General features: G+C 37.8%; 26 protein-coding genes and 1 pseudogene. 24 read left to right on the forward strand and 3 right to left on the reverse strand.

Annotated elements, in window-relative coordinates; genetic code table 11:
- Positions 1-487: 487 nt before the first annotated feature.
- Genes ACTWQL_RS21925 through ACTWQL_RS21935 form a run of 3 tightly spaced genes read left to right on the forward strand, consistent with a single transcriptional unit; the run spans position 488 to position 4,419 of the window.
- Positions 488-2,359, forward strand: coding sequence for an ABC transporter ATP-binding protein (locus ACTWQL_RS21925; RefSeq protein WP_443144516.1), 1,872 nt, complete (start codon positions 488-490; stop codon positions 2,357-2,359).
- Between the two features lie 4 nt (positions 2,360-2,363).
- On the forward strand, positions 2,364-4,202 hold the full coding sequence (locus ACTWQL_RS21930) for an ABC transporter ATP-binding protein (RefSeq protein ID WP_443144517.1): 1,839 nt from the start codon (positions 2,364-2,366) through the stop codon (positions 4,200-4,202).
- 46 nt (positions 4,203-4,248) lie between these two features.
- Entirely contained in the window at positions 4,249-4,419 is a 171-nt protein-coding gene (locus tag ACTWQL_RS21935) for a hypothetical protein (protein ID WP_443144518.1), read from the forward strand.
- Between the two features lie 399 nt (positions 4,420-4,818).
- On the opposite strand, the pseudogene tatC reads toward ACTWQL_RS21935, so the two are convergent.
- A pseudogene (gene tatC / locus ACTWQL_RS21940) lies at positions 4,819-5,199 on the reverse strand (twin-arginine translocase subunit TatC); the annotation flags it as partial.
- A gap of 570 nt (positions 5,200-5,769) precedes the next feature.
- Here tatC and ACTWQL_RS21945 point away from each other — a divergent pair.
- From ACTWQL_RS21945 to ACTWQL_RS21995, 11 genes are all read left to right on the forward strand, one after another.
- Positions 5,770-6,000 (forward strand): hypothetical protein, encoded by a 231-nt coding sequence (locus tag ACTWQL_RS21945; RefSeq protein WP_443144519.1) that lies wholly within the window; start codon positions 5,770-5,772, stop codon positions 5,998-6,000.
- A gap of 194 nt (positions 6,001-6,194) precedes the next feature.
- The gene (locus ACTWQL_RS21950; RefSeq protein ID WP_443144520.1) at positions 6,195-6,380 is read left to right on the forward strand and encodes a PspC domain-containing protein; all 186 of its coding nucleotides are present in this window, start codon (positions 6,195-6,197) and stop codon (positions 6,378-6,380) included.
- A 168-nt stretch (positions 6,381-6,548) separates the two neighbouring features.
- On the forward strand, positions 6,549-7,373 hold the full coding sequence (locus tag ACTWQL_RS21955) for an inositol monophosphatase family protein (RefSeq protein ID WP_443144566.1): 825 nt from the start codon (positions 6,549-6,551) through the stop codon (positions 7,371-7,373).
- 195 nt (positions 7,374-7,568) lie between these two features.
- The gene (locus tag ACTWQL_RS21960) at positions 7,569-8,603 is read left to right on the forward strand and encodes a zinc-binding dehydrogenase (RefSeq protein WP_443144521.1); all 1,035 of its coding nucleotides are present in this window, start codon (positions 7,569-7,571) and stop codon (positions 8,601-8,603) included.
- 275 nt (positions 8,604-8,878) lie between these two features.
- A complete protein-coding gene (locus ACTWQL_RS21965; RefSeq protein ID WP_443144522.1) occupies positions 8,879-9,334 on the forward strand; it encodes a MarR family winged helix-turn-helix transcriptional regulator in 456 nt (151 codons plus the stop codon).
- A gap of 53 nt (positions 9,335-9,387) precedes the next feature.
- The gene (locus tag ACTWQL_RS21970) at positions 9,388-10,446 is read left to right on the forward strand and encodes a flavin-containing monooxygenase (protein WP_443144523.1); all 1,059 of its coding nucleotides are present in this window, start codon (positions 9,388-9,390) and stop codon (positions 10,444-10,446) included.
- A gap of 52 nt (positions 10,447-10,498) precedes the next feature.
- On the forward strand, positions 10,499-11,056 hold the full coding sequence (locus ACTWQL_RS21975; protein ID WP_443144524.1) for an NAD(P)H-dependent oxidoreductase: 558 nt from the start codon (positions 10,499-10,501) through the stop codon (positions 11,054-11,056).
- Between the two features lie 17 nt (positions 11,057-11,073).
- Positions 11,074-11,541: an ArsI/CadI family heavy metal resistance metalloenzyme gene (locus ACTWQL_RS21980; protein ID WP_443144567.1), complete on the forward strand. Its 468-nt coding sequence runs from the start codon at positions 11,074-11,076 to the stop codon at positions 11,539-11,541.
- Between the two features lie 441 nt (positions 11,542-11,982).
- Positions 11,983-12,477: a DinB family protein gene (locus ACTWQL_RS21985; RefSeq protein ID WP_443144525.1), complete on the forward strand. Its 495-nt coding sequence runs from the start codon at positions 11,983-11,985 to the stop codon at positions 12,475-12,477.
- A gap of 573 nt (positions 12,478-13,050) precedes the next feature.
- Positions 13,051-13,278, forward strand: coding sequence for a hypothetical protein (locus ACTWQL_RS21990; protein ID WP_443144526.1), 228 nt, complete (start codon positions 13,051-13,053; stop codon positions 13,276-13,278).
- Between the two features lie 6 nt (positions 13,279-13,284).
- On the forward strand, positions 13,285-13,437 hold the full coding sequence (locus ACTWQL_RS21995) for a hypothetical protein (protein ID WP_443144527.1): 153 nt from the start codon (positions 13,285-13,287) through the stop codon (positions 13,435-13,437).
- Positions 13,438-13,670: 233 nt separating this feature from the next.
- On the opposite strand, the gene ACTWQL_RS22000 is transcribed toward ACTWQL_RS21995, so the two are convergent.
- Positions 13,671-14,624, reverse strand: coding sequence for a DNA/RNA non-specific endonuclease (locus tag ACTWQL_RS22000; RefSeq protein ID WP_443144528.1), 954 nt, complete (start codon positions 14,622-14,624; stop codon positions 13,671-13,673).
- 647 nt (positions 14,625-15,271) lie between these two features.
- Here ACTWQL_RS22000 and ACTWQL_RS22005 point away from each other — a divergent pair.
- From ACTWQL_RS22005 to ACTWQL_RS22045, 9 genes are all read left to right on the forward strand, one after another.
- The gene (locus ACTWQL_RS22005) at positions 15,272-16,939 is read left to right on the forward strand and encodes a propanediol/glycerol family dehydratase large subunit (RefSeq protein WP_443144529.1); all 1,668 of its coding nucleotides are present in this window, start codon (positions 15,272-15,274) and stop codon (positions 16,937-16,939) included.
- Between the two features lie 14 nt (positions 16,940-16,953).
- On the forward strand, positions 16,954-17,544 hold the full coding sequence (locus ACTWQL_RS22010; RefSeq protein WP_443144530.1) for a propanediol/glycerol family dehydratase medium subunit: 591 nt from the start codon (positions 16,954-16,956) through the stop codon (positions 17,542-17,544).
- Complete coding sequence (locus tag ACTWQL_RS22015) at positions 17,541-17,987, forward strand: diol dehydratase small subunit (protein WP_443144531.1); 447 nt, start codon at positions 17,541-17,543, stop codon at positions 17,985-17,987. The genes ACTWQL_RS22010 and ACTWQL_RS22015 overlap by 4 nt, the downstream gene beginning before the upstream one ends.
- Before the next feature lie 3 nt (positions 17,988-17,990).
- Complete coding sequence (locus tag ACTWQL_RS22020; RefSeq protein ID WP_443144532.1) at positions 17,991-19,829, forward strand: diol dehydratase reactivase subunit alpha; 1,839 nt, start codon at positions 17,991-17,993, stop codon at positions 19,827-19,829.
- The gene (locus ACTWQL_RS22025) at positions 19,826-20,158 is read left to right on the forward strand and encodes a glycerol dehydratase reactivase beta/small subunit family protein (RefSeq protein ID WP_443144533.1); all 333 of its coding nucleotides are present in this window, start codon (positions 19,826-19,828) and stop codon (positions 20,156-20,158) included. The genes ACTWQL_RS22020 and ACTWQL_RS22025 overlap by 4 nt, the downstream gene beginning before the upstream one ends.
- A gap of 18 nt (positions 20,159-20,176) precedes the next feature.
- Complete coding sequence (locus tag ACTWQL_RS22030; RefSeq protein ID WP_443144534.1) at positions 20,177-20,611, forward strand: GlcG/HbpS family heme-binding protein; 435 nt, start codon at positions 20,177-20,179, stop codon at positions 20,609-20,611.
- A 198-nt stretch (positions 20,612-20,809) separates the two neighbouring features.
- A complete protein-coding gene (locus ACTWQL_RS22035) occupies positions 20,810-22,045 on the forward strand; it encodes a sensor histidine kinase (protein WP_443144535.1) in 1,236 nt (411 codons plus the stop codon).
- A gap of 5 nt (positions 22,046-22,050) precedes the next feature.
- The gene (locus tag ACTWQL_RS22040) at positions 22,051-22,806 is read left to right on the forward strand and encodes a response regulator transcription factor (RefSeq protein WP_443144568.1); all 756 of its coding nucleotides are present in this window, start codon (positions 22,051-22,053) and stop codon (positions 22,804-22,806) included.
- Positions 22,807-23,304: 498 nt separating this feature from the next.
- Entirely contained in the window at positions 23,305-24,276 is a 972-nt protein-coding gene (locus ACTWQL_RS22045; RefSeq protein WP_443144536.1) for an NAD(P)H-dependent flavin oxidoreductase, read from the forward strand.
- Between the two features lie 357 nt (positions 24,277-24,633).
- Here ACTWQL_RS22045 and ACTWQL_RS22050 read toward each other — a convergent pair whose 3' ends face one another.
- Entirely contained in the window at positions 24,634-24,843 is a 210-nt protein-coding gene (locus ACTWQL_RS22050) for an iron-containing alcohol dehydrogenase (protein WP_443144537.1), read from the reverse strand.
- Between the two features lie 40 nt (positions 24,844-24,883).
- Here ACTWQL_RS22050 and purU point away from each other — a divergent pair, with 40 nt between their 5' ends.
- A complete protein-coding gene (gene purU / locus ACTWQL_RS22055) occupies positions 24,884-25,783 on the forward strand; it encodes a formyltetrahydrofolate deformylase (RefSeq protein WP_443144538.1) in 900 nt (299 codons plus the stop codon).
- Positions 25,784-26,138 lie beyond the last annotated feature (355 nt).

Here is a 26,138-nt window from a genome sequence, read left to right on the forward strand (position 1 = left end):
CTAGTCTCAAAGGAACCCCCTGCCTAACTTTAAACGTTAGGTAGGGATCATCAACCCTTAAGAAAATGAACAAAAGTGTACATTCTAAAATCGTCAAAAGTGTACATATTATCATTGACATTTATATATCTGGTTTCATTTTTATCCGATACATATAATTTGACCGCACCTATTGGTTGTAAATTTTTACGGAGTAGTTTTAATGATCACTATGTAATACAAACACCTAATGAGCAATTTGTTCTAAGAGTATATTTAAATGGCAAACACTATTTACGTCAGAGAAATTGTAAAGAGTTGTACTAAAAAAAGAAAAAGGGATGCACCATGATTCCATATTACATCCCTATATATATATTGTATATAATCGGCTAATTAATTTCAGACTATTTTAAATATTGTTTCTAGGGTAACATGAAAAAGACTTATAATTTTATATGGTTTCTTTATGGATACATTTAAGGAAACCTAAGGGGGATTAAATTAGTTGAACCTAATAAGAGATAAGTTAAATATCAAGAAAAATACCATTTTTAATCAAGATGATTTTTCGGAATTTTTGAATGTCATTCTATTTGGATTAAGAACCTTATGGACGACATCAAAGCTACATACTATTAGTCTTTTTATTTTAAGTGGGATTGGAGGCTTAGCTCCCCTATTAGAGGTATGGGCAATCACAGGTTTAGTAAATGAACTAATTCAGGGAATGGGCTCGAATGGAACTTTGGAACGAAACGTAATCCAGTTACTACCGTGGCTCTCTCTTTTAGTGATGGGATTATTTTTACGTCATTCAATTGAATCGTTTCAACCCTTTCTAGCTGCTAATTTAAATGAACAATTAAATGAAAGTCTTAGTCAACAGTTGTATCAAAAAGCACTTTCTCTTAAATTGGAAATGTTCGAAACACCAAAATACTATGATCAATTGGAAAGAGCACAAAAAGCTACCGGAAATAGACTTGTTAGGGCATTAGAAGGATTAGGAAATTTAGTAACAGCAATATTTCAACTTATTATCATTATCTATATGGTAGGAAAAATCGGTATCGTTCCATCCATTATTTTACTTTTAGGCACAATACCATTGGTCATTTCAATTGCTAACAGCAATAAAATTTTTACGGAAGTAAATTATCGTCATTCTCCTTTTAGACGAAAGATGATTTACTGGCGCAATCAATCCACAACCAGAGAAAGTGCTACTGAACTACGTTTATTTGGTCTAGGGAATTTTTTCTTAAAGAAATGGCATTCAATGAATAATGAATTGATTGATGAACTCTTTATAGCGCGTAGGAAAATGGCCCATATAAGGATTCAATCGAATTTTGCAATTTATATACTTATAGGTTTCGTTATTGTATGGACCATATATATCGGCTTACAAGGATCTATAACCATTGGGCTTCTGGTTGCCACGCTCTATTTGTTAAATCAATATGAACGGGTATTAATTACGCTTGGGTATCAGGGAGGAGATGTATTAAATCATTTTTATGCAGATTTTAAAAATGTTCCAAAGTATTTGAAACTTGAGCATGAAGAAGTCCTATCAGAATCAATGCCCCCTATTACCTTTCAAAAAGAGATCGAGTTTAAAAATGTTAGTTTTACCTATCCAGGAAAAAAGGAGCCGGCTCTTCAAAGTATTAACTTGCATATAAAACAAGGGGAACGACTTGCCTTAGTGGGTGAAAATGGTTCCGGAAAAACAACCTTAACTTGTTTGTTGCTCGGGTTATTTCAGCCTACAGAAGGAGTGATTTTAATAGATGGGTTAGATTTAAGTGAAATTCCCCCTAATTCGTGGCGAATAAAAACAGCTGCTGTATTTCAGAACTATATACGATACCATCTAACTGTTAAGGAGAACATAGGGAACGGTGATGTTGCCCGACTGGAAAATCAAGAAGAGATTGTGCAGGCAGCTCAAAAAAGTGGAGTACATGAAGTGATTACAAACCTTCCAAACAGTTACAAAACGTTATTAGGTAAAGAATATGAAAAGTCTATCGATTTATCAGGTGGAGAGTGGCAGAAGCTAGCAATTGCTAGGTCCTATTTTCGTGATGCTGAACTTTTAGTCTTGGATGAACCTGCTGCAGCCTTAGATGCCAATTCTGAGCTGGAAGTGTACAGTCAATTTAGTGACGTATCTCAAGGAAGAACAGTTTTACTTATTTCACACCGTTTAGGTTCAGCTCGTATAGCAAACCGCGTAATCTATTTACATAAAGGACAAGTTATTCAAGAGGGTACACATGAAGAATTAATAGCTGTCGGTGGTCCTTATGCAGAAATGTATGAGCAACAGGCTGAATGGTATAAAGAACAAGTATATGAAAGGGAGTGAATTTTTGAGGTATAAGAAAAACCAACAGCGTGAAAAGAGTAAAGAAATTCGAGTGGAAAGAGATTCATTTCGAATAAGATGGTTTTACTTATTTCGCCTAATACATTTACTCCTTTCACTGTCTCGAAAAGAAGTACTAATCATTTTTATCATGATGATGATAAGTGGATTCATGCCTTTACTTACGCTTTTTTCTCTTCGGCACCTTGTAGATGAAGTGGTAAAGGCGGTTCAGTCTCAAGCTGGCGAACTAATTTTTGTCATTAGTTGGACATCACTTTTTATTTTATCGATGTTCCTTCATCATTTTACACGAATTTATGGTGGAGCCACCACAGATCATATTCAAGAAAAAATAAAAGCTACGATTCAGGAAAAAATGCTGATAAAAGCACAATCAATGTCTCTTGAAAACTTTGAACATCCTGAGTTTTATGACCAATTACAAAGGGCACAACAAGGCATTGATCAACGTCTATTTTCAACCATGCATTTTATATTTCGAATCATAAGTACTTTAACAACCATTATTTCACTCTTTATTTATTTAGGATTAACTAATTGGTTAATCCCGTTAGTTTTGTTACTTGGCACCATAGTATTTACATCTATACGTGTGCGTTCATTGAGAGAACAATATCTCCTTCAAAAAGAACAGACGAATGACCAAAGACGTCTGGGATATTTGGCAGAACTGATGTCGGGACGAAAAGCTGCTGGAGAGATTCGTTTGTTTGGATTAGGAGATCATCTTTTGGGTACTTGGACTTCATTAAATAGAAAATTACGAAATGAACGTCTGAATCTTGTGCGTAGAAGATTCATCATGGATATAAGTAGTTCGATTGGACTTATTATGACACTTGGCTTAACTTTATCGGTGGTAATCCTTTTTAGTGATAATAGCGTATTAACGGCAGGAATGTACGCAGCTTTTCTAACGGCCATTTTACAGTTTCAGCAAAATTTTTCTATGCTGTTTTGGGATACTGTACTTATTGATAATGATTTAAGATACGTCCAGGACTTTTTTCAATACATGGACCTCGAGGAAGAAAATATAGACGGAGTATCCCTACAATCTACTAAACTTCAAAAGGGTATCAATTTTGAAAGTGTTAGTTTTTATTATCCTGGAAGCAAAAAACCTGTCCTTCAAGATATAACCTTTCACATCAAACCTGGTGAACGGATAGCTTTAGTAGGTGCAAATGGTTCAGGGAAAACGACTTTAGTAAAACTACTGTTAGGGTTATATTCCCCTTCTAATGGAAGAATACTTGTTGATGAACACGATTTAAAAGAATTAAAGATGCATGATTGGCGTAAGAAAACATCAGCTATTTTTCAGGATTTTCAGAAGTACCATCTGTCTGTTAGGGATAATATAGCGATTGGAAAAATTGGATTAGACAATCTAAAGGAAGTAGAATATGCGTCACGGTTATCAGGAGCAGACGGTGTCGCTGCCTCACTTCCGGAAGGATACGATACCTTTTTAGGGAAGGAATTTGAAAACGGATATGATTTATCACAAGGACAGTGGCAAAAGATTGCGATAGCTCGCGCATACTTAAGAAATGCAGAAGTCATGGTGCTTGATGAACCAACCGCTTCTCTGGATCCAAAATCTGAAGTAGAGATATATAAACAATTTCAAGATATGTCATACGGAAGAATGGTGTTGCTCATATCACACAGGCTTGGGGTAGCTAAACTTGCTGACCGTATTATTGTTTTAGACAATGGAAAAGTAGTTGAACAAGGAACTCATTCTGAATTAATGAAGGAAAAAGGACGATATTTCGATATGCTCGGTATTCAGGCACAGTGGTATAAATGATTTACATTGATGTTCATATAGTGATAAGAAATGGGGTGAAATTCTGATGAATGCAGCTTTGGCTCTCGATGAGTTTATGAGTAAGACTAATTTTAACTCAAAAATAGAAAACGAAACATTATTATTAACTGCTTATCAATTGGTAAAGGAAGTTAAGTCAAACTATTCTATAAAAAGTGTACGGATTGCTCAAAGTTTACGGCTATCTATGGGATAAAGGTTTAAACGAAAGAGTAGATTCAATAAGAAATCGAAAAAAATACCTATTGACCGATCTTCAGCTAAAGGGCGCTTTAATTGAATAAGTAATATAAAGAAATGGGCTTAAAGGAGATTCTCCTCTAAGCCTTTGTAATGTGAATTATTAAACGAATTTTATGTGATTTACCTTGTGATTTGGTCTGCGTTTTTGCATTTTGCACCTCACAAGTGAACCCCCTACAAATAAAGTAGAGGGTTCATTCCATCTATATAAAAGGGGGGAAGTAGTTGGAGATGCTTGCCATCTCCTTCAAACATATCGTAACAAATTCAACACGATTTTTTATAAATATGAGAAAGTTTAGACATTGTCATATTAAGATGCTCACATCCCTTGCAGTAAAAAAGTTCAAAACTATGATTGAAGATCTTTGGACTCATAACCCTGTTTCTTTGAGAACACGATCTTTGAACAAAAAATACTGATTTCATACAACATGAGCAAAGGAGTAGTTACCAATAGATGCGATACGATATCAGGAGGCGTTATCATAGCTGCCAAAATCAATAGAATGATATAAGCGGTTTTCCTCGTCTGTTTTAATTTTAATGGTGTTAAAAGCCCTAAATGGGTTAAAAACATGACGAGAAGAGGTAACTCAAAAACAATCCCAACCGGGAGAATCAACCGAAACATAAATGAAAAGTATTGATTGATGCCATAGACTTCAGAGGCTCCTATTCGCTCAGAAAAAGAGGTCATAAATTGAAAGACAGCAGGAAAAACAAGAAAATAACTAAAGAGAGCTTAATTTAAGACAGGTATTTAATGTACTTAAGAAGAAATTACTTTAAAAGGGGAGGAATTACTATAAAAGCAGAGATATACGTTATTATTTTACTTGTTATTTCGTACATATTTTTTAGTTTGTTTGCAGGATGGATGACTACTAATACTCCATATACAGATTTTTTACTTACAATAGCGGTGGGACATTTTGTGATGTCTAAACTTATTCCAATCCAACCAAGAGGAAAATAAATCTATTTTTACTTTATTCAGCAATCGGGGGCATATCTGAAGTAAGGGTATGTCTTTTTATTATGAAATTAATGATTGAGTTAAATCCTATAATTTGAAATAATTGGTATTAAGCTAGAGGGCAGATTTGTTCAATAAGAAATCACAAAAGGTATGAGCGTTTACTGTGAAATAAGATTAGACATATTAATGTCTAATAAAAAAGTAATGCAAAAAATGAAGCACATTAGTATTATTACAGGACATAAAAAAATATATGGAGGTATAGTTATGTGGGTAATATTAGGGGTTATTGCTATAGTAGCAACTTTTATAAATCTTTAAATGTATAAAGCAGGAAAGGATTATAAGCTTGCTATGGCGATGGGATTATCATTTACAGCATTAACACTTTGTGCAGATTACAGTTATGTATCTCGGTGGGTAAAAGTGGAAGATTGGGCGGCTTTATCGGATGTAGTACCTGGTATGGCAAGGGCATTATGGTTTTTGACAATTGTTTCTATCTTACTAAATATAGCACCTATACTTTTAGAACTAAAAGGTAAGAAATAATTACTTATTGTCACTTCATTTATATAATATGCAATTATTGTGTAAGTCTTTATTTATAACGAACGGATGGCACTTGCTGAAAAAGCGACTGGTACCCTTACATACTCAAGAGTTGGACAGTTAAATGGTATAAGAGCATTCTTACAAAGAACATATAAAAAATTTGATTAATAACAGACAAAAGTAGGGTTGAAATGTTACAAAAGTTAACAATATCATCAACGTATAAAGCATTATTCGGAATATGTGGTGGTATAGCAAATTTGTTAGGTGTATCTTCTTTTATTGTAAGACTACTATTTTTGTTAACTTCCTCTGTTTCTATTTGGATTTATATATTTCTCACTAGGGAATTAAGAGATAAACCCTCATCACTTTAATACAATTATCGTCTTCCATATAAGGGGGCATTTCTTCAAGAAGGAAAAATGCATCTTGTTGTTGAACATTCAGAGTGTTATTTACTCACCTTTTTAACAATCTAATGTTCAATTGAATGATGGAAATTAAAACACATTCAAAACTAATGAGAGGAATGTGCATAATTGATGAATCAAAAAGCTAATGAATGGGCGAATTTTGCTGAAAAGGTCGTAAGAGATGCTGGTAAACGTGTTGTAGAGCTTCGTGAAGAAGGTATTGTAGATAAAATGTTTAAAAATGCTGGTGAACTTGTAACATCAGCAGATTTAGAGTCAGATAAAATAATACGAGAAGCGATTACTCAGTGTTATCCTGAACATCGTATACTCTCTGAAGAGAGTCGGGTAAATGGTTGGGGGGATATTACATTTGATGGTCCTCTTTGGATCATTGATCCCTTAGACGGAACAGTGAACTATGCTAATAATCTTCCTCATTTCGGTATCTCCATAGCAATTGCATTTGATGGCATTGTTTGGGCAGGAGCGGTATATGCACCCGATCTGAACTGTACATACGTGGGAATACGAAACCAAGGTGCTTACTGTAACGGTGAATTGCTGAAAGTATACAACAGCTCAGAGTCAATAGCTGATGCTGTAATTGGCACTGGATTCCCACATAACAAAAAAGATTTGAAGTCTGCCCTATCGCGAGTAAATATACTAAGTACACATTGTCGAGATATTAGACGATTTGCAGCTCCTACGATAGATATTTGCTATGTGGCATCTGGAAAACTGCATGGTCATACTGAGAGCCTCGCTCCATGGGATGTGGCTGCTTCAGGACTTATTGCCCGTGAGGCTGGGGCATTAACAGGTCATGTAAATGCTGTCCCCGATGGAATACCGATAGAATTATATGGTGATGATGTCTTGTTTTCAGCACCAAATATCTTTAAAGATCTTTTACATTTACTCCGTTTGCCAAATACAAAAGAACCGTAAAAATCTTAGAGGATTTGTTTTAGAAAAGCGGGTTTAACTGAATAAGTACGATTTTAAGTCAGCATTTTATGCTGGCTTTTTTATATGCTAAATGGTTGAACAATAATATTTGATGCACTATGGTCTTTATGAATCGTAAACAACCCACGAGAGCAATATAAAAATAGAATTTATTTAGGGAAAGGTGATAATTTAATGAGAGCTGTACAAGTAACAGGGTATGGCAACGTAGATAAGTTAAAAGTAATAGACGCTCCTATACCTGAACCCAAAGAAAATGAAGTTCTTGTGAAAGTAAAAGCATGTGCCATTAATAATACGGAAATCTGGATGAGAGAAGGTGCTTACGGTACCGGTTCTAAGTCTGGTTGGCGACCAGAAGGCGTGCAATTCCCACGTACTCCCGGATCAGACATAACTGGAGAAATAGTTAAAGTTGGAGGCCAAACAGACGAAGCCATGTTAGGGAAACGTGTAGTTTTGTTTCCTTTTACATCTAGTGGTGAAGAAGGGACTGAACATATCTCTGAGGATATGTCCTTTATAGGGTCAGAATATGATGGGGGTTATGCTGAATACGTAGTGTGGCCAGCTGATCTTTGTTTTGATATGCCCCTATCAAGCTATTCAGAAAGTGCAGTTTTTTCAGTTAGCGGGCTCACAGCTTGGCATATGGTCAAACAAATTCATGTCCAACCTGGAGAAACGGTTATGGTAACAGGAGCCAATGGTGGAGTTGGATCCTTAAATGTGCAAATTGCCTCTAAAGTTTTTGGAGCTAAGGTTATTGCCATAATAGGTGATTTAGAGGGTGAAGAAAGAATGAAAGAATTAGGAGCAACACACGTATTATCTTACAGATCAGATAGTCTTCAAGAAGAAATTTTAGAAGTGAATGGTGGTCAGATTGACTCGGTCTTAGATGTGGTAGGAGATGCTTTGTTTTCAATATCTCTTCAGGTTCTGAAAAAAGGAGGAAAGTTCTGTATTTCTGGATCTGCTGGTGGCCAGAAGACAAGTCTGGATTTTAGAACGTTATATTTAAAACATATTACTGTGTACGGCTCTGTGATGGGGACTAGAGCAGAGTTTAAAGATATGCTAAATGCTATTTCCGAAGGCAAAATCAAACCAGTCATTGATAAGACTTTTCCTTTGGAGAAAGCGAAAGAAGCTCAAGTTTATTTTAAAAATAAAGGGAAATTAGGAAAGATATTATTACTCCCTTAAAAGTATAAAAATTACCAAAATCAAAGCACATCAGAATCAGAAATCTAATGAGTCTTGAATAGAAAGTTTATTTGTAGTAAGTAGGAGATCTATTAAGTATTATCTCAACTTCAAGTCTTCCGGTTAAGGGGGCATATCTTGAATAAGGGATGTACCATTTCTTTATCTATTGGGCCATTTATCGAACAAGTTAGGGCATTAAAAAGTTTAGTTTCATTTTAATTATTTGCATTTTACAAATACCTATTGTATAAATAAATTAGGGGGGAACGAAAATGAAAAACGAAGATCTTCGTGAATTATTTCAAATAATGACTCGGCGCTTTGGCTTTCTTAATAAAAGCTGCTGTTCTGCTGGTGGGTTTGATATTTCTTTAATACAAAGTCATATCCTATATGAAATTGACCACCGGCATAAGCCTTCTGTGCAACAAGTTGCAAATGCATTGGGGACAGATATCACAACCTTTAGCCGACAAATCCAATCGTTAATCAAGATGAATCTAATCAAAAAGACGCCTGATCCAGATGACCGAAGAGTCTACATACTTTCTTTAACAACGGAAGGAACCTATGTAGCAACATCAATTAATCAGCAAATTAATGCCTACTTAGATGAAGTTTTTTCCCATATGAATGAATTTGAACAAGAGACTGTCATTCGCTCCATTAAGCTATTGAACAATGCAATGGCAAAATCCAGCATTTGCTGCACCCCTCCATTGGGGTGATATCTTTCATTTTATATTTGCAAAATGCAAATAATTATAAAGGAGGAAGCAATATGGATAAAGTATTGGATTCTATTGTGATTGGAGGGGGGCAAGCTGGGCTTGCATCGGGATATCATTTGCAAAAGAAGGGGCTACAATTTTTGATTTTGGAAGCAGGTAAGCAGGCTACAGGATCGTGGCCTCTTTATTATGAAAGTTTGAAATTGTTTTCTCCGACACGTTTTTCGTCACTACCTGGCATGAAATTCCCAGGAATCCCCGATCAGTATCCGTCACGAGAAGAAGTGATTCATTATTTAGAATCTTATCGAAAGAAATTTGAGTTACCAGTGAGGACAAATCAGAAAGTTGTGCTTGTTGAGAAGGAAAACGGATTCTTTAGAATCCAAACAGGTTCTGGAGACATTTATCAAACCAAAACCATCATTAATGCAACAGGTTCTTTTCATAGTCCATTTACCCCTGACATAAAGGGACAAGAAAACTTCCGAGGTCAAATTCTACATTCTTCTGAGTACCGAAATCCAGAAGGGTTTGCCAATCAAAGAATCCTGATAGTAGGACGTAGAAATTCGGCTGTACAACTTGCCATCGAACTTTCCGAGTACAGTCGAACATCCTTAGTCGTACGTCAGCCGGTTCAACTCGTGAAACAACGGGTATGGGGGCAGGATTTACATTTTTGGATTCGAGTAATCGGTTTGGATACCTTTCCGTTTTGGCGATTTGGAAAAGAGGTTCCAATTCCCGGTGGAGCTGCCGATTTGGGTGATTACAAGGAGCGAATAGCTGCGAGAAAACCGGATCAACTTCCCATGTTTACATCCTTTTATTCCGATGGTGTAATTTGGTCAGACGGAAAAAGAGAAGTAGTGGATACGGTTATCTTTGCGACGGGTTATCAGGTTAACCTTCCTTACCTGAAACCTATTGGGGCATTAGATTCGGAAGGGATTCCTTTACAGGTAGCAGGAATCAGTACATCTGTCCCTGGTATTTACTATGTTGGATTGGAAGGTCAGCGTTCATTTTCTTCTGCAACACTAAGGGGGGTGGGACCAGACGCTCAATTTGTTGTGAAAAGGATTTTACGTTATTTGAAAAATTGAATTTACAGCAAATTATCACGATTCTGTATTGAAGGAAGTGAAAGTTTGTCTCATGAAAATACTTGTTTTGATTGTTCACCCTAACTTGAAAAAGTCACGAGTTAATGCTAGGTGGATGCAGGAGCTTGAACGAAGTCACAAAGTAACCGTCCATAATCTTTATGGAGAGTATCCAGATGAGCGAATCAATGTAAGGTGGGAACAAGAGTTATTATCTTCACATGATCGAATCGTATTTCAATTCCCATTTTACTGGTACAGTACGCCACCCCTATTAAAAAAGTGGATGGACCAAGTATTATTGTATGGCTGGGCATATGGTCCTGGAGGTAGAGCGTTGCAAGGAAAAGAATTGGTGTTGGCCATATCGATTGGAGGAGCAGAGAATTCTTATCGAGCTGGAGGGAAAAATCAGTTCACAATCAGTGAGTTGACGAGGCCGATACAAGCAACCGCGAATTTGACTGGAATGTTTTTTCTGCCTCATTTTGTACAACACGATACGGTCATTATCAAAGACGAAGATATCAATAGAAGTGCTGATGCGTATGTGAAGCATATTTCCAATGAAAGGCTCAATCCATTAGTCCGAATCACTAACAAAGCATAAAGTTCTTGTTGTATCAAATTTCCTTATTACCTAATTATGTTAAGGAGGAGTTATTAAAGTTAAACGTACATGTTGGGTTAAACGTAACAAATTTGAAGGATAGTATTGAGTTCTATACAAAGGCTTTCGGTATTAAACCTGCAAAGGTTAAAGAAGGCTATGCGAAATTTTTACTCGAACAACCAGGATTAAACTTTACCTTAAATCAAAGTAATAAAGTCGAAGGCAATCAAGTTGGTCACTTTGGTTTTCAATTAAATTCGGAAGACGAAGTATTATTTCATAAAGAAAGACTTGAAAAAGAAGGTTTCTTTGCACGAGATGAAATGGATACAACTTGTTGTTACGCTGTTCAAGATAAATTTTGGATTACTGATCCAGATAGGAATGAGTGGGAGTTCTTTTTTACAAAGGCAGATGCCGATGTCCACTCTAGCAGAACCTCTACACCAATTTCCACATCAAGCTCATGCTGCAATAACTAATGAAAAAATTATAAAACATTGTAGTGTCCTGATTGTACCCTTTAAAAAACTCCTGTACCGGTATCCTTAGAGTAAGGGATACCGGTTTTTCTGTGGAGAAAATGTGTCTTAACGTGGATTTTACGTTAAAATGTTGTAGTATATATAAAAACATGATCTACCGTAATCGGGCGCAATTCTAAAGTATTGGGTTGCGCTCGTTTATTCCATTTAAAGGTGCATTTCTCTAAGAAGGAGAAATGCTCTTTTTTATGGAAGTAAGGGTTGAGGAGATAGAAACTTTGAAAAGTAATTTTATATATGCAAAAGTCCGGCTGATTGTTGAAAGAAGTTTAAGGATTGGCATGACACCTTGATAAGTGAGCTATTTACAACACGCCGCAAATGAATTTTGACCAAAGGGATTATCTATTAAAGGGATTAAATTGGAGGGAATAGAAAATGGATGTAAAGACACTTTTGTTACAACAATGGGCAAGCTGCTTAGATGAAGAAGACTGGTTTCCACCACTTGAAAAAGTGCTAGAGGATATTACTTTTGAACAGGCAATTTGGAAACCAGCTGATGGGTCAATGAATTCCATTTGGGAATTAGTGTGTCATTTGCTTTTCTTTGAAAAGAGATTTCTGATGCGCTTTCTTGGCGAAACAGAGAATGAACCACACGCAGAAAATAATGATTCTACATTTCAATTACCAAATGAGACGTTAGAAAATTGGAAGGAAACAAAACAAGAATACTTTTATGTTCACCGTGAACTTGGAAAAATACTAGCAAAATCAGACCATGATGATATGTATAGACAAATCCCAAAAGAAGATTATCCATTAGTACTTGAACTGAAGAGTTTAGCAATGCACGACGCATATCATATTGGGCAAATTGTGTTCCTTAGTAAAATGCAAGGAGCTTGGCCAGAGAAACGAAGTTTTTAAAAAAGCTTCATTAGCTTTACAGTTATTCAATTATAGGGGGCGATAATCCAAGAAGGATTACGCCTCTTTTTGCATAATATGTAAGTATTAGGCAGGAGTCTGGATTAAGGAGGTGAAAATGTACACAATTATTTTTTATTTATTCTTAATAATTGGGATATGTCTATTTGTGGTTGCAATGATGAAGCCTTCAATGAAATTATTCATTGTAGGTGGATTGTTGTTCTATATCGTAAGTTTTTTAGGTAGCTTTTCAATTGGTCTTTATTTACTTGTGTTCACCTTTATATTGTGGACATTAGCCATAGTGAAATTCTTTAAGCTTTTAAAAAAGCCATATCATCAATTAATTTACTCTTTCATAGCTATTCCAATTTGGTTATTATCTATAACGTTCATCGATGATTATTGGTTGTTCTACCCATTTGCAATTTTGACTCTTTAATATGCTTACTCTGTATAAGGGGGCGTTGATCTAAAAAGGATTCCACCCTCATTTGTTTAGTACCTAAGAATAAGTAGTTTAGTTGAAGAAAGAACTATAACCGTCTATGTAATAAAGGGGGGAATGATGTGCTTCAAAAGTTGTTTTGTTTTTTGGCTGTGTTAGCAATATGTCTAACAAATGGTTGCTCAACCGAAGGAGAAACAATTAAAGTATCAAGTGGTAGTATTGATGCAGATGAAGTTTTGACATTGAACCCAAATGCAGATATTTTTCAGTATGATGGCGTAATCTACAAGACTAATATTGAATGGGTAGAAGAATTAACTTTAACAAAAAATGAACAAGTTGGTTAAATAAAAATGATTAATAAGGCTAATACCGATTTTAAAGATGGAATGTCTAATAAACTTCCCGTCGGTACAAAGATTTTCTCAGCAAAGGGAAGAGGAGATATATTACTGGTGGAAACTAATGGAAAAGTTTTGAAATACCTTGCAATCGTTGAAGGTTAATCAACTTAATGTTATTCAATAAAAGGGGGCTTTAATGGAGTAAACTCCTCAGCCCATATAACACAAAAAAGACTCAGATCTCTGAGCTCTTTTTCTTATGAGAAACTGCCTGTGAAAAACGTGTGATTTACATTGCGATTTTAGCTTCGATTTCCGATTTTGTACCTCAAAACCGAACCCGTTAGGAAGTCCCGAGCCTTTTTGTTATGGTTTTGTATCAAATTTCTCGAACGTTATTCTCCAACCATCCCGTCGCCATCATTATCTCGCATGTGAGGGTACAACCAATGATCGCTCGTGATTGGCATACTGAAGCCCGCTGCTTTCGCTTCTTTAATTGTCACCAGTCCATTACCGTTCGTATCAATGCTTGAAAGATCCTGTTCTGTGTCAGAACTCGTTGAATCGGAAGGCTTGCTATCTGTTAAGCCGAGTGATTCGTTAACTTCATCAGGATTCACATTGTCGAAGGTATCAACGATTTCGTTCCCCATCAACGTATAGGTGTACTGATAACTTGAAGGGATCTGCGTTTCTGTATACGGATAGGTGATAATGGCTTCAAAATGAGTGGCCCCACCTGCGTCACGGATGCTTCTTTCCATATACGCTTGGTCGCCGTGCCGGTTGAGCGTGCTTTCTTGAGGCGTGATATTATAAGCATTCGATACGCCTCCGAGAGAATCAGCAATAATATGTCCTTCATCTAAAATAGCACTTTCGACGCCAGGAACCTTCGCCTCATCAGAGTAGTATCTTCCAGACGATGATACCGGTTCCGTGCTGTCATCTTGTAGAATGATTTCATCTGCAATGACTCTCACTAACTGTCCGTGTTCATTCGTGAATGCCCAATATTCGCGGTCTCCATAACCAATGTCAACGACGACATTAGGTTCACGATGCCCAGACAAATCACCACCATCAACCTCAAGGCGATCGTATCCTGAAAACCGATCATCCTTTGTTTCGGTTGAGGTTTCTTCTGCTTCTGGTTCCTCTGTGTCTGGTTCATCGACCACCTCTGTAGCAGTTTTTTCCGTTTCACGATTCGTATCGGTATTCTCTGCGGCTTCAACATTCGGTTCTGTTTCTTTATCTGCAGTGGATGGATCTTCTCCGATGGTGCAACCAACGATAAAGATGGCCATTAAAAGCAAGATTAAGCCGTTTACTTTCTTTTTCATTCTTTTTGGATACCCCCTATAATTTGTTTCTGAATGACCGAGATCATTTCGTTTATTTTACCACATATTGTTAGTAATCCTTTGAGTTTTCACTAATCTGAATAAACGCTGAATATCGAATTAAAAGGTTATGAAAATCCCTTGAAAAAAAGGGAGAATTCAAGTCGAATCCTTGGACGGTTTCTGGTGTATCGATCAGGAGCAATCGAACGTCCTCTTCTTTCCCGTTGTAGAGAACTTCGATCGTATCCCCATCGACGACTCTCGTAACCTTTACTTCAACCCCGTGTGAATCCTCATTTGACCTGTTTTTGCCACCATTTTGGATGAAGTTTCCTTTGTTTCTGGCTTCACATCTGGAGTTGTGATCATTTAAAAAGTATATAAAATGCTAGTGAATGTAGATTTTGTCTAGGGACATAATGATTTCAGAAAATTAAAATAAATATAATCATAATTAATAAGGGAGGGGAATTATCTAAGGAAGTTCTATTCAATTATTACGTTAGTAACATTGTTCACCTTGGACGTCCTATTGATCTATCTGTTTTTGAGGAGTCTCGTACAAAGTTCAAAGTATGTGTTGTAGATGGAAATGTTATAGACCGGAAACCTATTAATCCATTATAGGAAAGAGGGAATATCCTATGTTACGTTCAAAACGATTTGAGATTTTAGAAGAAAGACCGGTGAACCAAGATGGATTTGTAACAGAATGGCCAGAAATGGGATTCGTCGCCATGTCCAGCCCTAATGATCCCAAGCCTTCTATTAGGATAGAAAGTGGTCAAATAGTAGAGTTAGATGGTAAAAAACGAGAAGACTTTGATATGTTGGACCAGTTTATTGCAGATTATACGATCGATGCCAGTGTCGCAGAAGAAGTAATGGCTCTTGACAGTTTAGAGATTGCGAGGAAATTGGTGGACATTAATGTGTCTCGATCAGAAATAGTAGACCTGTCAAGAGGACTCACACCTGCAAAAGTGCTGGAGGTCCTCAATCATATGAATGTAGTAGAAATGATGATGGCTCTACAAAAGATGAGAGCAAGGAAAACCCCATCCAACCAATGCCATGTCACAAATGTACGCGATAATCCTGTTTTAATGGCGGCGGATGCCGCCGAAGCCGCAATGTATGGGTTTGATGAACAAGAAACAACGGTTGGAGTAGCCCGTTATGCTCCTTTTAATGCGTTAGCATTACTCGTAGGTTCCCAAACAGCCAGGAACGGAGTCTTAACCCAAGATTCGTTAGAAGAAGCGACTGAATTGCGTTTAGCAATGCTTGGAATGACTTCCTATGCGGAGACTGTTTCTATTTATGGTACGGAATCTGTTTTTATGGACGGAGATGATACACCTTGGTCAAAATCATTTTTAGCTTCGGCCTACGCTTCACGCGGTGCTAAAATGCGCTTTACATCAGGTACCGGTTCCGAGGTGCAAATGGCAGGAGCAGAAGGAAAATCGATGCTTTATTTAGAAATTCGCTGTGTCATGATGGCGAAAGGAGCAGGTGTTCAAGGGCTGCAAAATGGTTCTATCAGTTGTATTGGCATACCAGCCTCAGTACCGAGCGGGATTCGCGCCGTCTTGGCAGAAAACTTAGCTACGACATTGTTTGATATGGAAGTAGCTTCAGGTAATGACCAAACTTTCTCACATTCGGAAATCCGACGCAGCGCCAAAATGTTGTGTCAAATGCTACCTGGGACAGATTTCATTTTTGCCGGATTCGCTGCTGTACCAAACAACGAAGATATGTTTGCAGGTTCTAATATGGATTCTAGTGATTTGGATGATTACTTGATTATTCAACGGGATATGATGGTGGACGGTGGATTGAAACCGGTGGATGAAGAAAGCCTTATCAAAACACGTTTTCAAGCGGCTAAATCGTTACAGGCTATTTTTGAAGAGCTGGGATTTCCTCTGATTACAGACGAAGAAATCGAAGCTGCCACTTATGCCAATAGTAGTGAAGATATGCCACAGCGAAACGTTGTTGAGGATTTAAAAGCAGCAGAGCGAATTATACGGGATGGGATATCGGGATTTGATGTAGCTCTCATCTTGGCTAAGCGTGGTTATCGGGAGACAGCTGAACGAATTTTCAATATGTTGAAACAAAGGGTAGCAGGCGACTATTTGCATACATCTGCCATTATTAATAAAGATAATGTGGTGATCAGTGCGGTAAATGATGAAAACGATTATAAGGGACCTGGAACCGGCTATCGTCTTAGTTCTGAGAGGTGGGAAGAAATCAAAAACATTCGTCAAGCCATTAGTCCGCAAGATTTTGATTGAGGGAGGAATACGACATGATTACCGAAATGTTTTCAATTGAGATGAAATTAACGGAAATTGGGCCAGCAACCAAAGGAACGAATCCAAGGGAAGTTGTCGTAGCGGTAGGTCCTGCTTTTGGAAAAGAAATGAATAAAACTATTGTGAAAGTTGAACACGGTACTGTTCTGCGTGAAATCCTTGCTGGAATCGAAGAGCAAGGAGCCGTTCCACGTGTCATTCGCAGCTTACGCACGGCGGACTTGGCTTTTATGGCGCATGGAGCAGCCCAAATAAGTGGTTCAGGTATCAGTATCGGCTTGCAGTCACGGGGAACAGCAGTGATTCACCAACGAGATTTGGATCCGCTGACCAATCTTGAATTATTCCCTCAATCCCCATTAATTACATTAGACATGTATCGTGCAATTGGACGAAATGCTGCTATGTATGCATTTGGAGAAAGTCCGAATCCTGTACCTGTGTTGAATGATGAAATGACACGGCCAAAATACCAAGCGGCAGCAGCACTTCTTCATTTAAAAGAGTGCCAGTCGCTTGTACAGGATCAGAAGCCTGTTGAACTAAAAGCAGAATTTTTAATAAAAGAAGGGGGAGAAAAATGAAACATCTTACGCAAGAAAAAAAGAAACATTTAACAAAGGAAGATTATCCGCTTGGTTCAAAAAAACCTGAGTTATTGTTGAGTCACACAAAAAAAGCCTATAAAGACTTAACATTGGATGCGGCGTTAAATGGTGAGATAACAGGTGCAGATTTACGTATCAGCCCAGAAACACTCGAAATGCATGCTAATATTAGTGAAAACTTAGGAAGAATTCAACTTGCGAAAAACTTCCGCAGAGCTGCTGAAATGATTAATATATCAGATGTTCGTATTTTAGAAATTTATAATGCTTTGCGCCCTAACCGTTCTACTAAAGCAGAGCTTTTGGCGATTGCCGATGAACTAGAAGAGGAATTTGGAGCGTCAGAGAACGCTAAATTAATCCGGGAAGCTACGGATGTGTACGAAAGACGTGGGAGATTAAAAAAGTATGAGGATTAAAAAGTGGTAAAAAAGATTGTAGCCGGTGTAGACATTGGCAATTCATCAACGGAAGTGGCAATCGCGAGAGTAGATGGAGAGCATACGGAATTTATTTCCCAGCATTTAGTCAAAACAACAGGAATAAAAGGAACGGTTGATAACGTAAAAGGTATACGCCTTGCATTGATGGGAGCAGTACAAAAAGCGAACATAGAGATAAGGAACATTGATTTGATTCGGTTAAATGATGCTGTGCCAGTTATTGGTGATTTGGCCATGGATCTCATTAGTGAAACGGTTATCACAGAATCGTCCATGATAGGCCATAATCCTGATACACCAGGTGGGGCTGGCTTAGGTGTAGGAATTACGGTGATGATCGATCAATTATTAGACGTAGAAAAAAAAGATCAAGATTATATTACTGTTATACCTGAATGCTTTGATTATGAATGGGTTGCTCACCGCTTGAATCAGGCAGAAAGTCAAGGAATTTCTATCACTGGTGCCATTGTTCAAAAAGATGATGGAGTCTTGGTACACAACCGCCTGAAGAAAAAGATTCCGATTGTGGACGAGGTTGCATTGATTGAAAAAGTTCCTCTTATGAAATTAGCTGCAGTAGAAGTTGCCTTACCAGGTCACGTGATTCGGATGTTAAGCAATCCATATGGCCTTTCTACTGTCTTTCATTTAGATCCTGATCAGACGATACAAATAGCGTTAGTTGCTAAAGCCTTAGTCGGCAACCGGTCCGCCGTAGTCATCCGGACACCACAAGGGGAAGTGGTCGAACGTAAAATTGAAGCGGGCCGACTCATTTTAATAGGAAAAAACAATCAGAAGCATGAAGTGCCCATTAATGATGGAGCTGATACAATTATGAACAAGTACGAAAAGCTCGAAGCATTAGTAGACGTCACTGGAGAAACAGGTACCAATGTGGGGGGGATGTTCAACGGTCTTCGCCATGATTTGGCTCAACTTACAGGACAATTACCAAATGAAATTACCATTTCTGATTTTCTCGCCGTTGATGCAGTAATCCCTACTTCTATTAATGGGTCAATGGCAGGTGAGCTATCCATGGAAAGCGGTGTTGCTTTAGCCTCAATGGTGAAAACAGATAAAGTTCCTGTTCAAAGAGTCGCTTCTTTATTGGAAAAAGAAGTTGGGGGCGAAGTTGAAGTTGGAGGTATTGAAGCAGAAATGGCAATTGGCGGAGCTTTAACGACGCCTGGTACGAGAAAACCGATTGTTATACTTGATATGGGTGGGGGATCAACTGATGCTGCCATGATAAATGAAGCTGGCAAAATCAAAACAAGTCACTTGGCCGGGGCCGGGGACATGGTCACGATGCTCATAAATTCAGAACTCGCTTTAGGGGACAAAGAACTGGCTGAAAAAATTAAAAAGCATTCTTTAGGCAAAGTGTTAAGTTTATTCCATATGCAGTTAGAGGATGGAACGATGTTATTTTCTGAAATTCCTTTCCCGCCGTATACATTCGGGAAAGTGGTCATCAGGGAAGAAGAAGACCTTACCCCTTTATCAATCAAAGCATCGATGGAGAAAATTAGAGATATCCGCCGAAGTGCAAAGCGGAGAGTGTTTGTGACGAATGCGCTACGAGCCCTTAAGCGGATAGTCCCGACAGGCAATTTAAAACATCTGTCTTTTGTCGTTATGGTGGGGGGATCGGCACTTGATTTTGAAATTCCGCAAATGTTAACAGAGGAATTGGGGAAGTACGGCATAGTAGCAGGTTTTGCCAATGTACGCGGCACAGAAGGTCCGCGAAATGCAGTAGCTACTGGACTGGTTTTATCCTCTGCTAAACATGAGGTATTAAAATGAATAAACGTAAAATTCACATTACTATTCTATATAACAGCTCTGTTGACCCTGATCAGCTTCAAGAGGTCTGTGCAGGTTTGGAAGAAGAAGGGGTTCCATTCTTACTTCAAAAGTTGAATGATGTAAGAGATTTTATTCAATTAGGGAATGAAGCTGCATCTATGTCTCCCTTACAAGTGGGAATAGGTATTGATAAAGATGGAAAATCGTGTGTGCATCACCAAAAATTGAAGCAAGAGGAGCCCTATTTACAAGATACCCTTCAAAATGCTCGCCGATTAGGTAAGAATGCAGCCCGCTTAGTTAAAGGTCTACTGTTATCTATTTAGTAAGAGAGGATGGGGAAAATGAGTGTTATGAATTTAGAATTAGCGAAAAAACTGATTGAGAGTGCTGAAATGGAAGCTAAGAAAATTGGAGTTCCTATGGTCATCAGTATTGTAGACGAAGGTGGAAATTTCATAGCATGCCACCGAATGGATGATGCTTTATTAGTAAGCGTCGAGCTTGCGCAAAATAAAGCATGGACATCAGTTGCCTTGAAAATGCCGACATCGGATTTGGCCCAGATAGCTGCAAACGAAAAAGAACTTTATGGTATCAATACCACTAATAACGGACGAGTTGTTATATTCGGAGGGGGTATTCCATTATATAAAAACGGTCAAATTATCGGGTCGGTAGGTGTAAGTGGTGGTTCCGTTGAAGAAGATGTACGAGTAGCCCAGTGTGCAGTTGATGAACTAAATGATTCAATATTGAGTGGCAGTCTCCCTGAATAAAGTAACGCTACAATCAGTGGAGGATCTTCATCCTCCACTGAAACCAACTGAGCTTTTCAGGACCGCTTCTTAATACGATGTGACTGAAGTGATCCTTTTTGCTGGACCTTTATACGAAAAATGAATAAGCTATAATAAAGTTAACTGACTTTCAATTGTGAATTTTCAATATAAAAGACGTGGAGGTTAACATTGACTATGTTGACATTACGTGATGTTGTGAACGTAGAGGTTCTTCAGGAAATACAAAAGCGCTTTTCAGATGCTATGGGTTTGGCAGTCATTATTGCGGATCAGCATGGCATTCCTGTCACTGAGCCATCTAATTTCACGAGCTTTTGTATGCAAATCCGTTCCTCCGAAGAAGGTTCGCAACGATGTGTATTGTCTGATCGAAAGGTGGGACAGAGTGCAGCAGAACAAGAAAAGCCCATGATGCATTATTGTCATTCTGGTCTAGTTGATGTAGCTGCACCTATTATTCTTAATGGCAAATATCTTGGATCTGTTCTATGTGGACAGGTGTTGGTGAAAAATCGTGATGAAATCCTTGTGGACGAGATCCGAGAGAAAACAAAACATTTAGCAATTGATCAAGAACTCCTACAGCTTTATTTTGAAAAGATTGAATTTACAAGTCAACAGCGGATTGATGCAGCGACAGAAATGCTTCAACTCGTAGCCAATTATATTACTAAAATAGGTTCTAATTATCTTGCACAACAAAATTTAAATGAGAAGAATAAAAAGCTGTTTGAAGAGATGGAAGCTCGTACAACGCTGGAAAACCTACTTCAGGAAACACAATTAAAGGTACTGCAATCCCAGATCAATCCACATTTTTTATTTAACACACTAAATACTATTTCCAGACTTGCTTATTTAGAAAACGCTGAACAAACACAAAATGTAACGTATGCACTGGCAAAAATCATGAGGTACAGCCTACGTAATATAGATCAGCTGGTAACTTTAAAGGAAGAGCTGGATTACACAAATAATTACATAAATATCCAGAAATCTCGCTTCCGTAACCGAATAAAGTACGAAATACAAATAGAAGTTGATGGCGAAGCATTAAAAATGCCTATTCTATCTTTACAGCCTATAATTGAAAACGCTGTCATACATGGATTTGAACCACAGAATAGTACGGTTGTTATTAAACTTCATGCATTTATAAAAAATGATAATGTAGTAATAGAAATATCGGATACTGGTGTGGGGATGACCAAGGAAATTTTATCCTCGATATTTTCACCTTCAAGTGTGAAAAAGTATAGTCATACTACAGGTATCGGTTTGAATAATGTCCAGAAGCGAATTCAATATTATTTTGGGGAAGAATACGGTATTACAGCTATCGAAAGCCAACCTGGAATTGGCACTAAGGTACAGATGGTCATTCCAAAACAAGGATGTGTTTTGTCTTGAAGTTAATGATAGTCGATGATGAACCATTAGAACGAGAAGTGTTGACTATGATCATTAAAAGAGAAAACCTCGGCATAAGTGAATTATTTGAAGCAACAAACGGGGCGGACGCTTTGGACCTTGCTAAGAATAAGCGAATAGATGTTGTTCTTATGGATGTAAAAATGCCTATTATGGATGGCTTGGTAGCGGCAGAAAAGATCAAAAAAGATGTTCCGGAATGCAACGTTATCCTTCTAACGGCCTACGATAAATCTGACCCTGTCTATAAAACCATTAATTCAGGAACACATGATTATTTATTAAAACCTGCTCACCCTAGTGAAGTCAAGCAAGCCTTAAAAAAATATATACCTGAAGTAAAACGATCGTTTTCATCATCTTTAAAAGCACCCTGTGAACATGAAGATATTTTAACACTCATAGAATACATAGAAAACAACCTTTATTTAGATTTAAATTTAGATACTTTATCTAGTTTGGTCCATCTTTCAGGACAATATCTTAGTAGACTTTTTAAACAAGAAACTGGTTATACGATTACTCAATACATCACAATCTGTCGGCTTGAAAAAGCGAAAAAATGTTTATACAGCCGTGAAAACATAATGGAAGTAAGCGAGAAATGTGGTTTTTCCGATCCCAATTACTTTGCAAGGGTGTTCAAAAAATACGAAGGAGTTACACCAACACAATATCAGCAGCAATCTTTTATAGGAAGGAAAAAAAGAATCAACTCTTTCAATAATTTTATAATGTAGAGTTGACGAAATGATGAGAGAAGTATTCAAAAATGCGTCCTAAATAACAGTGCAGCTATTGTAGCAAATCATCCTTATTAAATCTTTAACCCGTAATGAGGAGGAAGATATTTGACGGAACGAGACGTCATCTAAGGCTGGCGTCCTATAATGGGAATAGAAGTTCTAAATCACCTGGTCGTTAATACTGAATCTGGATATACTAGCTTAAAAGAAAAAGGATATATATAAACCATTCGAAGGATTTAAGAGTGGGAGGGATTTTCTCAAAAATATAAGCGTCATATTTTCAAAGTCTTATAAAATGATAATCTTATATAGTAGCTTTTTGTTTTATTTATAGCTAGACTTAATAATCCATCGACAGCGGTTTTTCAGTTCTGGTTGACTGAAATCGTATCGTTGATAAAAGTAGGCCTGATAAAACGAAGCTTTTCGATTCCATAAAAGGCGACGACCTGTGAACACTCACTATGCTTCGTGAAAGGAGTTTTACCTATGAAAACAAAACTGCCAGAGCACATTGTCAAAGAACTGACACTGCCTGTGATTTCCGCACCAATGTTTCTCGTATCTAGCCCAGAACTTGTCATCGAAAGCTGTAAAGCAGGGATCATCGGTTCGTTTCCATCATTGAATGCCCGAACAGAAGCTACTTTAGAAGAATGGATGGAAAGAATTCGTTTTGAATTGGTATCTGCCAAAGAAAACAATCCCGCTAGAAAGGTAGCCCCATGGGCAGTAAATCTGATCGTCCACAGTTCAAATAAACGGTACGAAACGGATCTTGAATTAGTAAAAAAGTATGAGCCACCCATTGTTATTACGTCATTAGGTAATCCCTCTGCTGTGGTAGAAATCGTCCATGGCTATGGAGGGCTCGTTTTTTCTGATGTAGCTACTGTGTTGCATGCTCGGAAGGCTTCCAAAACCGGGGTAGACGGACTAATCCTCGTCTGCTCAGGAGCGGGAGGGCATGCAGGTACGATAAACAGTTTTGCTTTCGCTGGTGCGGTAAGAGAGTTTTGGGATGGAATTACGATACTGGCGGGCTGTATTTCAAGCGGACGAGATATTCTGGCTTCACAGGCGTTAGGGATGGATATGGCTTACATGGGGACGAGGTTCATCCCCGCAAAAGAAAGCTTTGCACCTGCTGAATATAAGGATATGCTCATTGATTCCAAGTTAGATGATCTCATCTACACGGATACGTTCACAGGTGTAAAAGCCAATTACTTAAAAAGCAGCATCACCAAAGCAGGTATTGATATCGAACAATTAAAATCTAAGGAGAAGGTAGATCTCTCCTCTCTCAATCAATCTGATTCTAAGGCATGGAAGGATATATGGTCCGCCGGGCAGGGTGTTAACCAAATCCGCCACGTCCAATCCGTCACAGAAATCGTCAAAGAGCTTAAGGAAGAATATGAACAAGCACAAGAAAGAGTGGTCGTAACTACCTCATGAGTAGTAAAATAGAGCCTGGAATGTTCCGGGCTCTTATGTTATTTCATCCGATTTACTTACGAAAATTAGGTGATGATATATACCATCGTTTTAAAAGTGCATTAACGAACCTACAGAGAATTAGTAATACCTTAATTAAATTATACCCATTTTTTAGCAATCTCGATTACGTCATCACGTTCAATAATTTTTAGCTGATTTTAGGTCAGGGTTTATTAAATTGTGCCATGTGATCCAATTGAAGTCATAACTACTCCTGAAATTCCTATACAGGATAGTGGACTTTTTTAAAAGTGTCTATCATCCGCAATACAGTTCAATTCCACTAAGCTCAGTTTTTTCATAACTGTGGTTTCCTCAAATGAAAGGTCCGGGTGCTCGTAAAATGAGCCAGATTGCTTTAGCAACGTCCATTGCGGAGCCGCCTCCTATACCAATAATCCAATCAAACTGGTATGCTTCCAGATCCTTCGCTCCTTCTTTTACCATTTTTGTAGTGGGCTCCGTATTGCCCGGACAAAATCCTTTATTAAATCCTCTTTTTATACTAGTATCTAGATTATTCACTTTTATCTTTATCCCCTATACAGGCAAAAAGGAGATTGACATGAGTACATTTATTTCAGACGTGCTAAATAAGTTTAGGGAAAATAGGAAAAACAGAGGGTGCTTACTGATTAACTGTTCTGATCAGCCTGGAATTGTTGCAACTGTTTCACGATTTTTGTTCCAGTACAATGCCAATATTATTGAATCAAGCCAATATTCAACAAACCCTGAGGGCGGGGATTTTTTCATTCGAATTGAGTTTGAATGCCCTGATTTGCAGTCGAAAAAAGAAGCAATCACCACTTCATTCCAAACCATTGCCGATAATTTTGAAATGAATTGGAAAATAACGTTTTCTTCAGAAGTAAAGAAGACCGCAATTTTCGTATCTAAAGAGCTGCATTGTCTTCGCGAACTGCTGTGGGAATGGCAAAACGGCGATCTAATGACTGAGATTGCTCTTGTCATTAGTAATCACGAAGATTCGAAGGAGAGTGTAGAATCATTGGGCATTCCTTTTTATCATATTCCAGCAAATAAAGAAAATCGGAGGGAAGTGGAAACAAAACAGCTGGACCTGCTGAAGGAATACGATGTCGATCTTATTGTCTTGGCACGATATATGCAGATTTTAACACCAACTTTTGTCGAAGCTAACCCAAATAAAATTATTAATATTCATCACTCATTTTTACCTGCATTTGTCGGTGCAAGACCATATGATCGCGCCTATCAGAGGGGGGTCAAGCTGATTGGCGCAACATCGCATTATGTAACAAATGATCTTGATGAAGGCCCGATCATTGAACAGGACACGATACGTGTGGATCACCGGGATAGTGTTGCAGCATTGAAGAAAATTGGTCAATCGATTGAAAGAAGTGTTCTGACTCGTGCTGTTAAATGGCATTTAGAAGACCGTATCATTGTAGATGGAAATAAGACGATTGTATTTTAATAATGATTATGAAAAGTGTGCACGGAAGAGCCCGCACACTTTTTGTCTAGAACCCACCTATTTAATTAGGGATCATCATCCCCTTCCTCCTGAGAAAAACTGAACATAACCGCCTGTTTCCGAAAAAAAGCTCAAAAAGGGAAAACAACCATGGAGTATTTCATTTTCTCCATGGTTGTTCTCATTTTAAATAGCTTTTGGACACCACCTTGCAGTATCAAGCAGGTGAGTTTATTGAATCGCTCTGGGTTCGAGGTATGCTGGGATATTTTTTCTTTCTCTTTACATTTCCTACTATAAAGGAGCTGTATTGAAGTAAAGATACAATCTTGATAATTGATATTGAAACTAAAAG

The organism is Pseudalkalibacillus sp. R45, from assembly GCF_052246725.1.
Lineage (GTDB): Bacteria > Bacillota > Bacilli > Bacillales > Fictibacillaceae > Pseudalkalibacillus.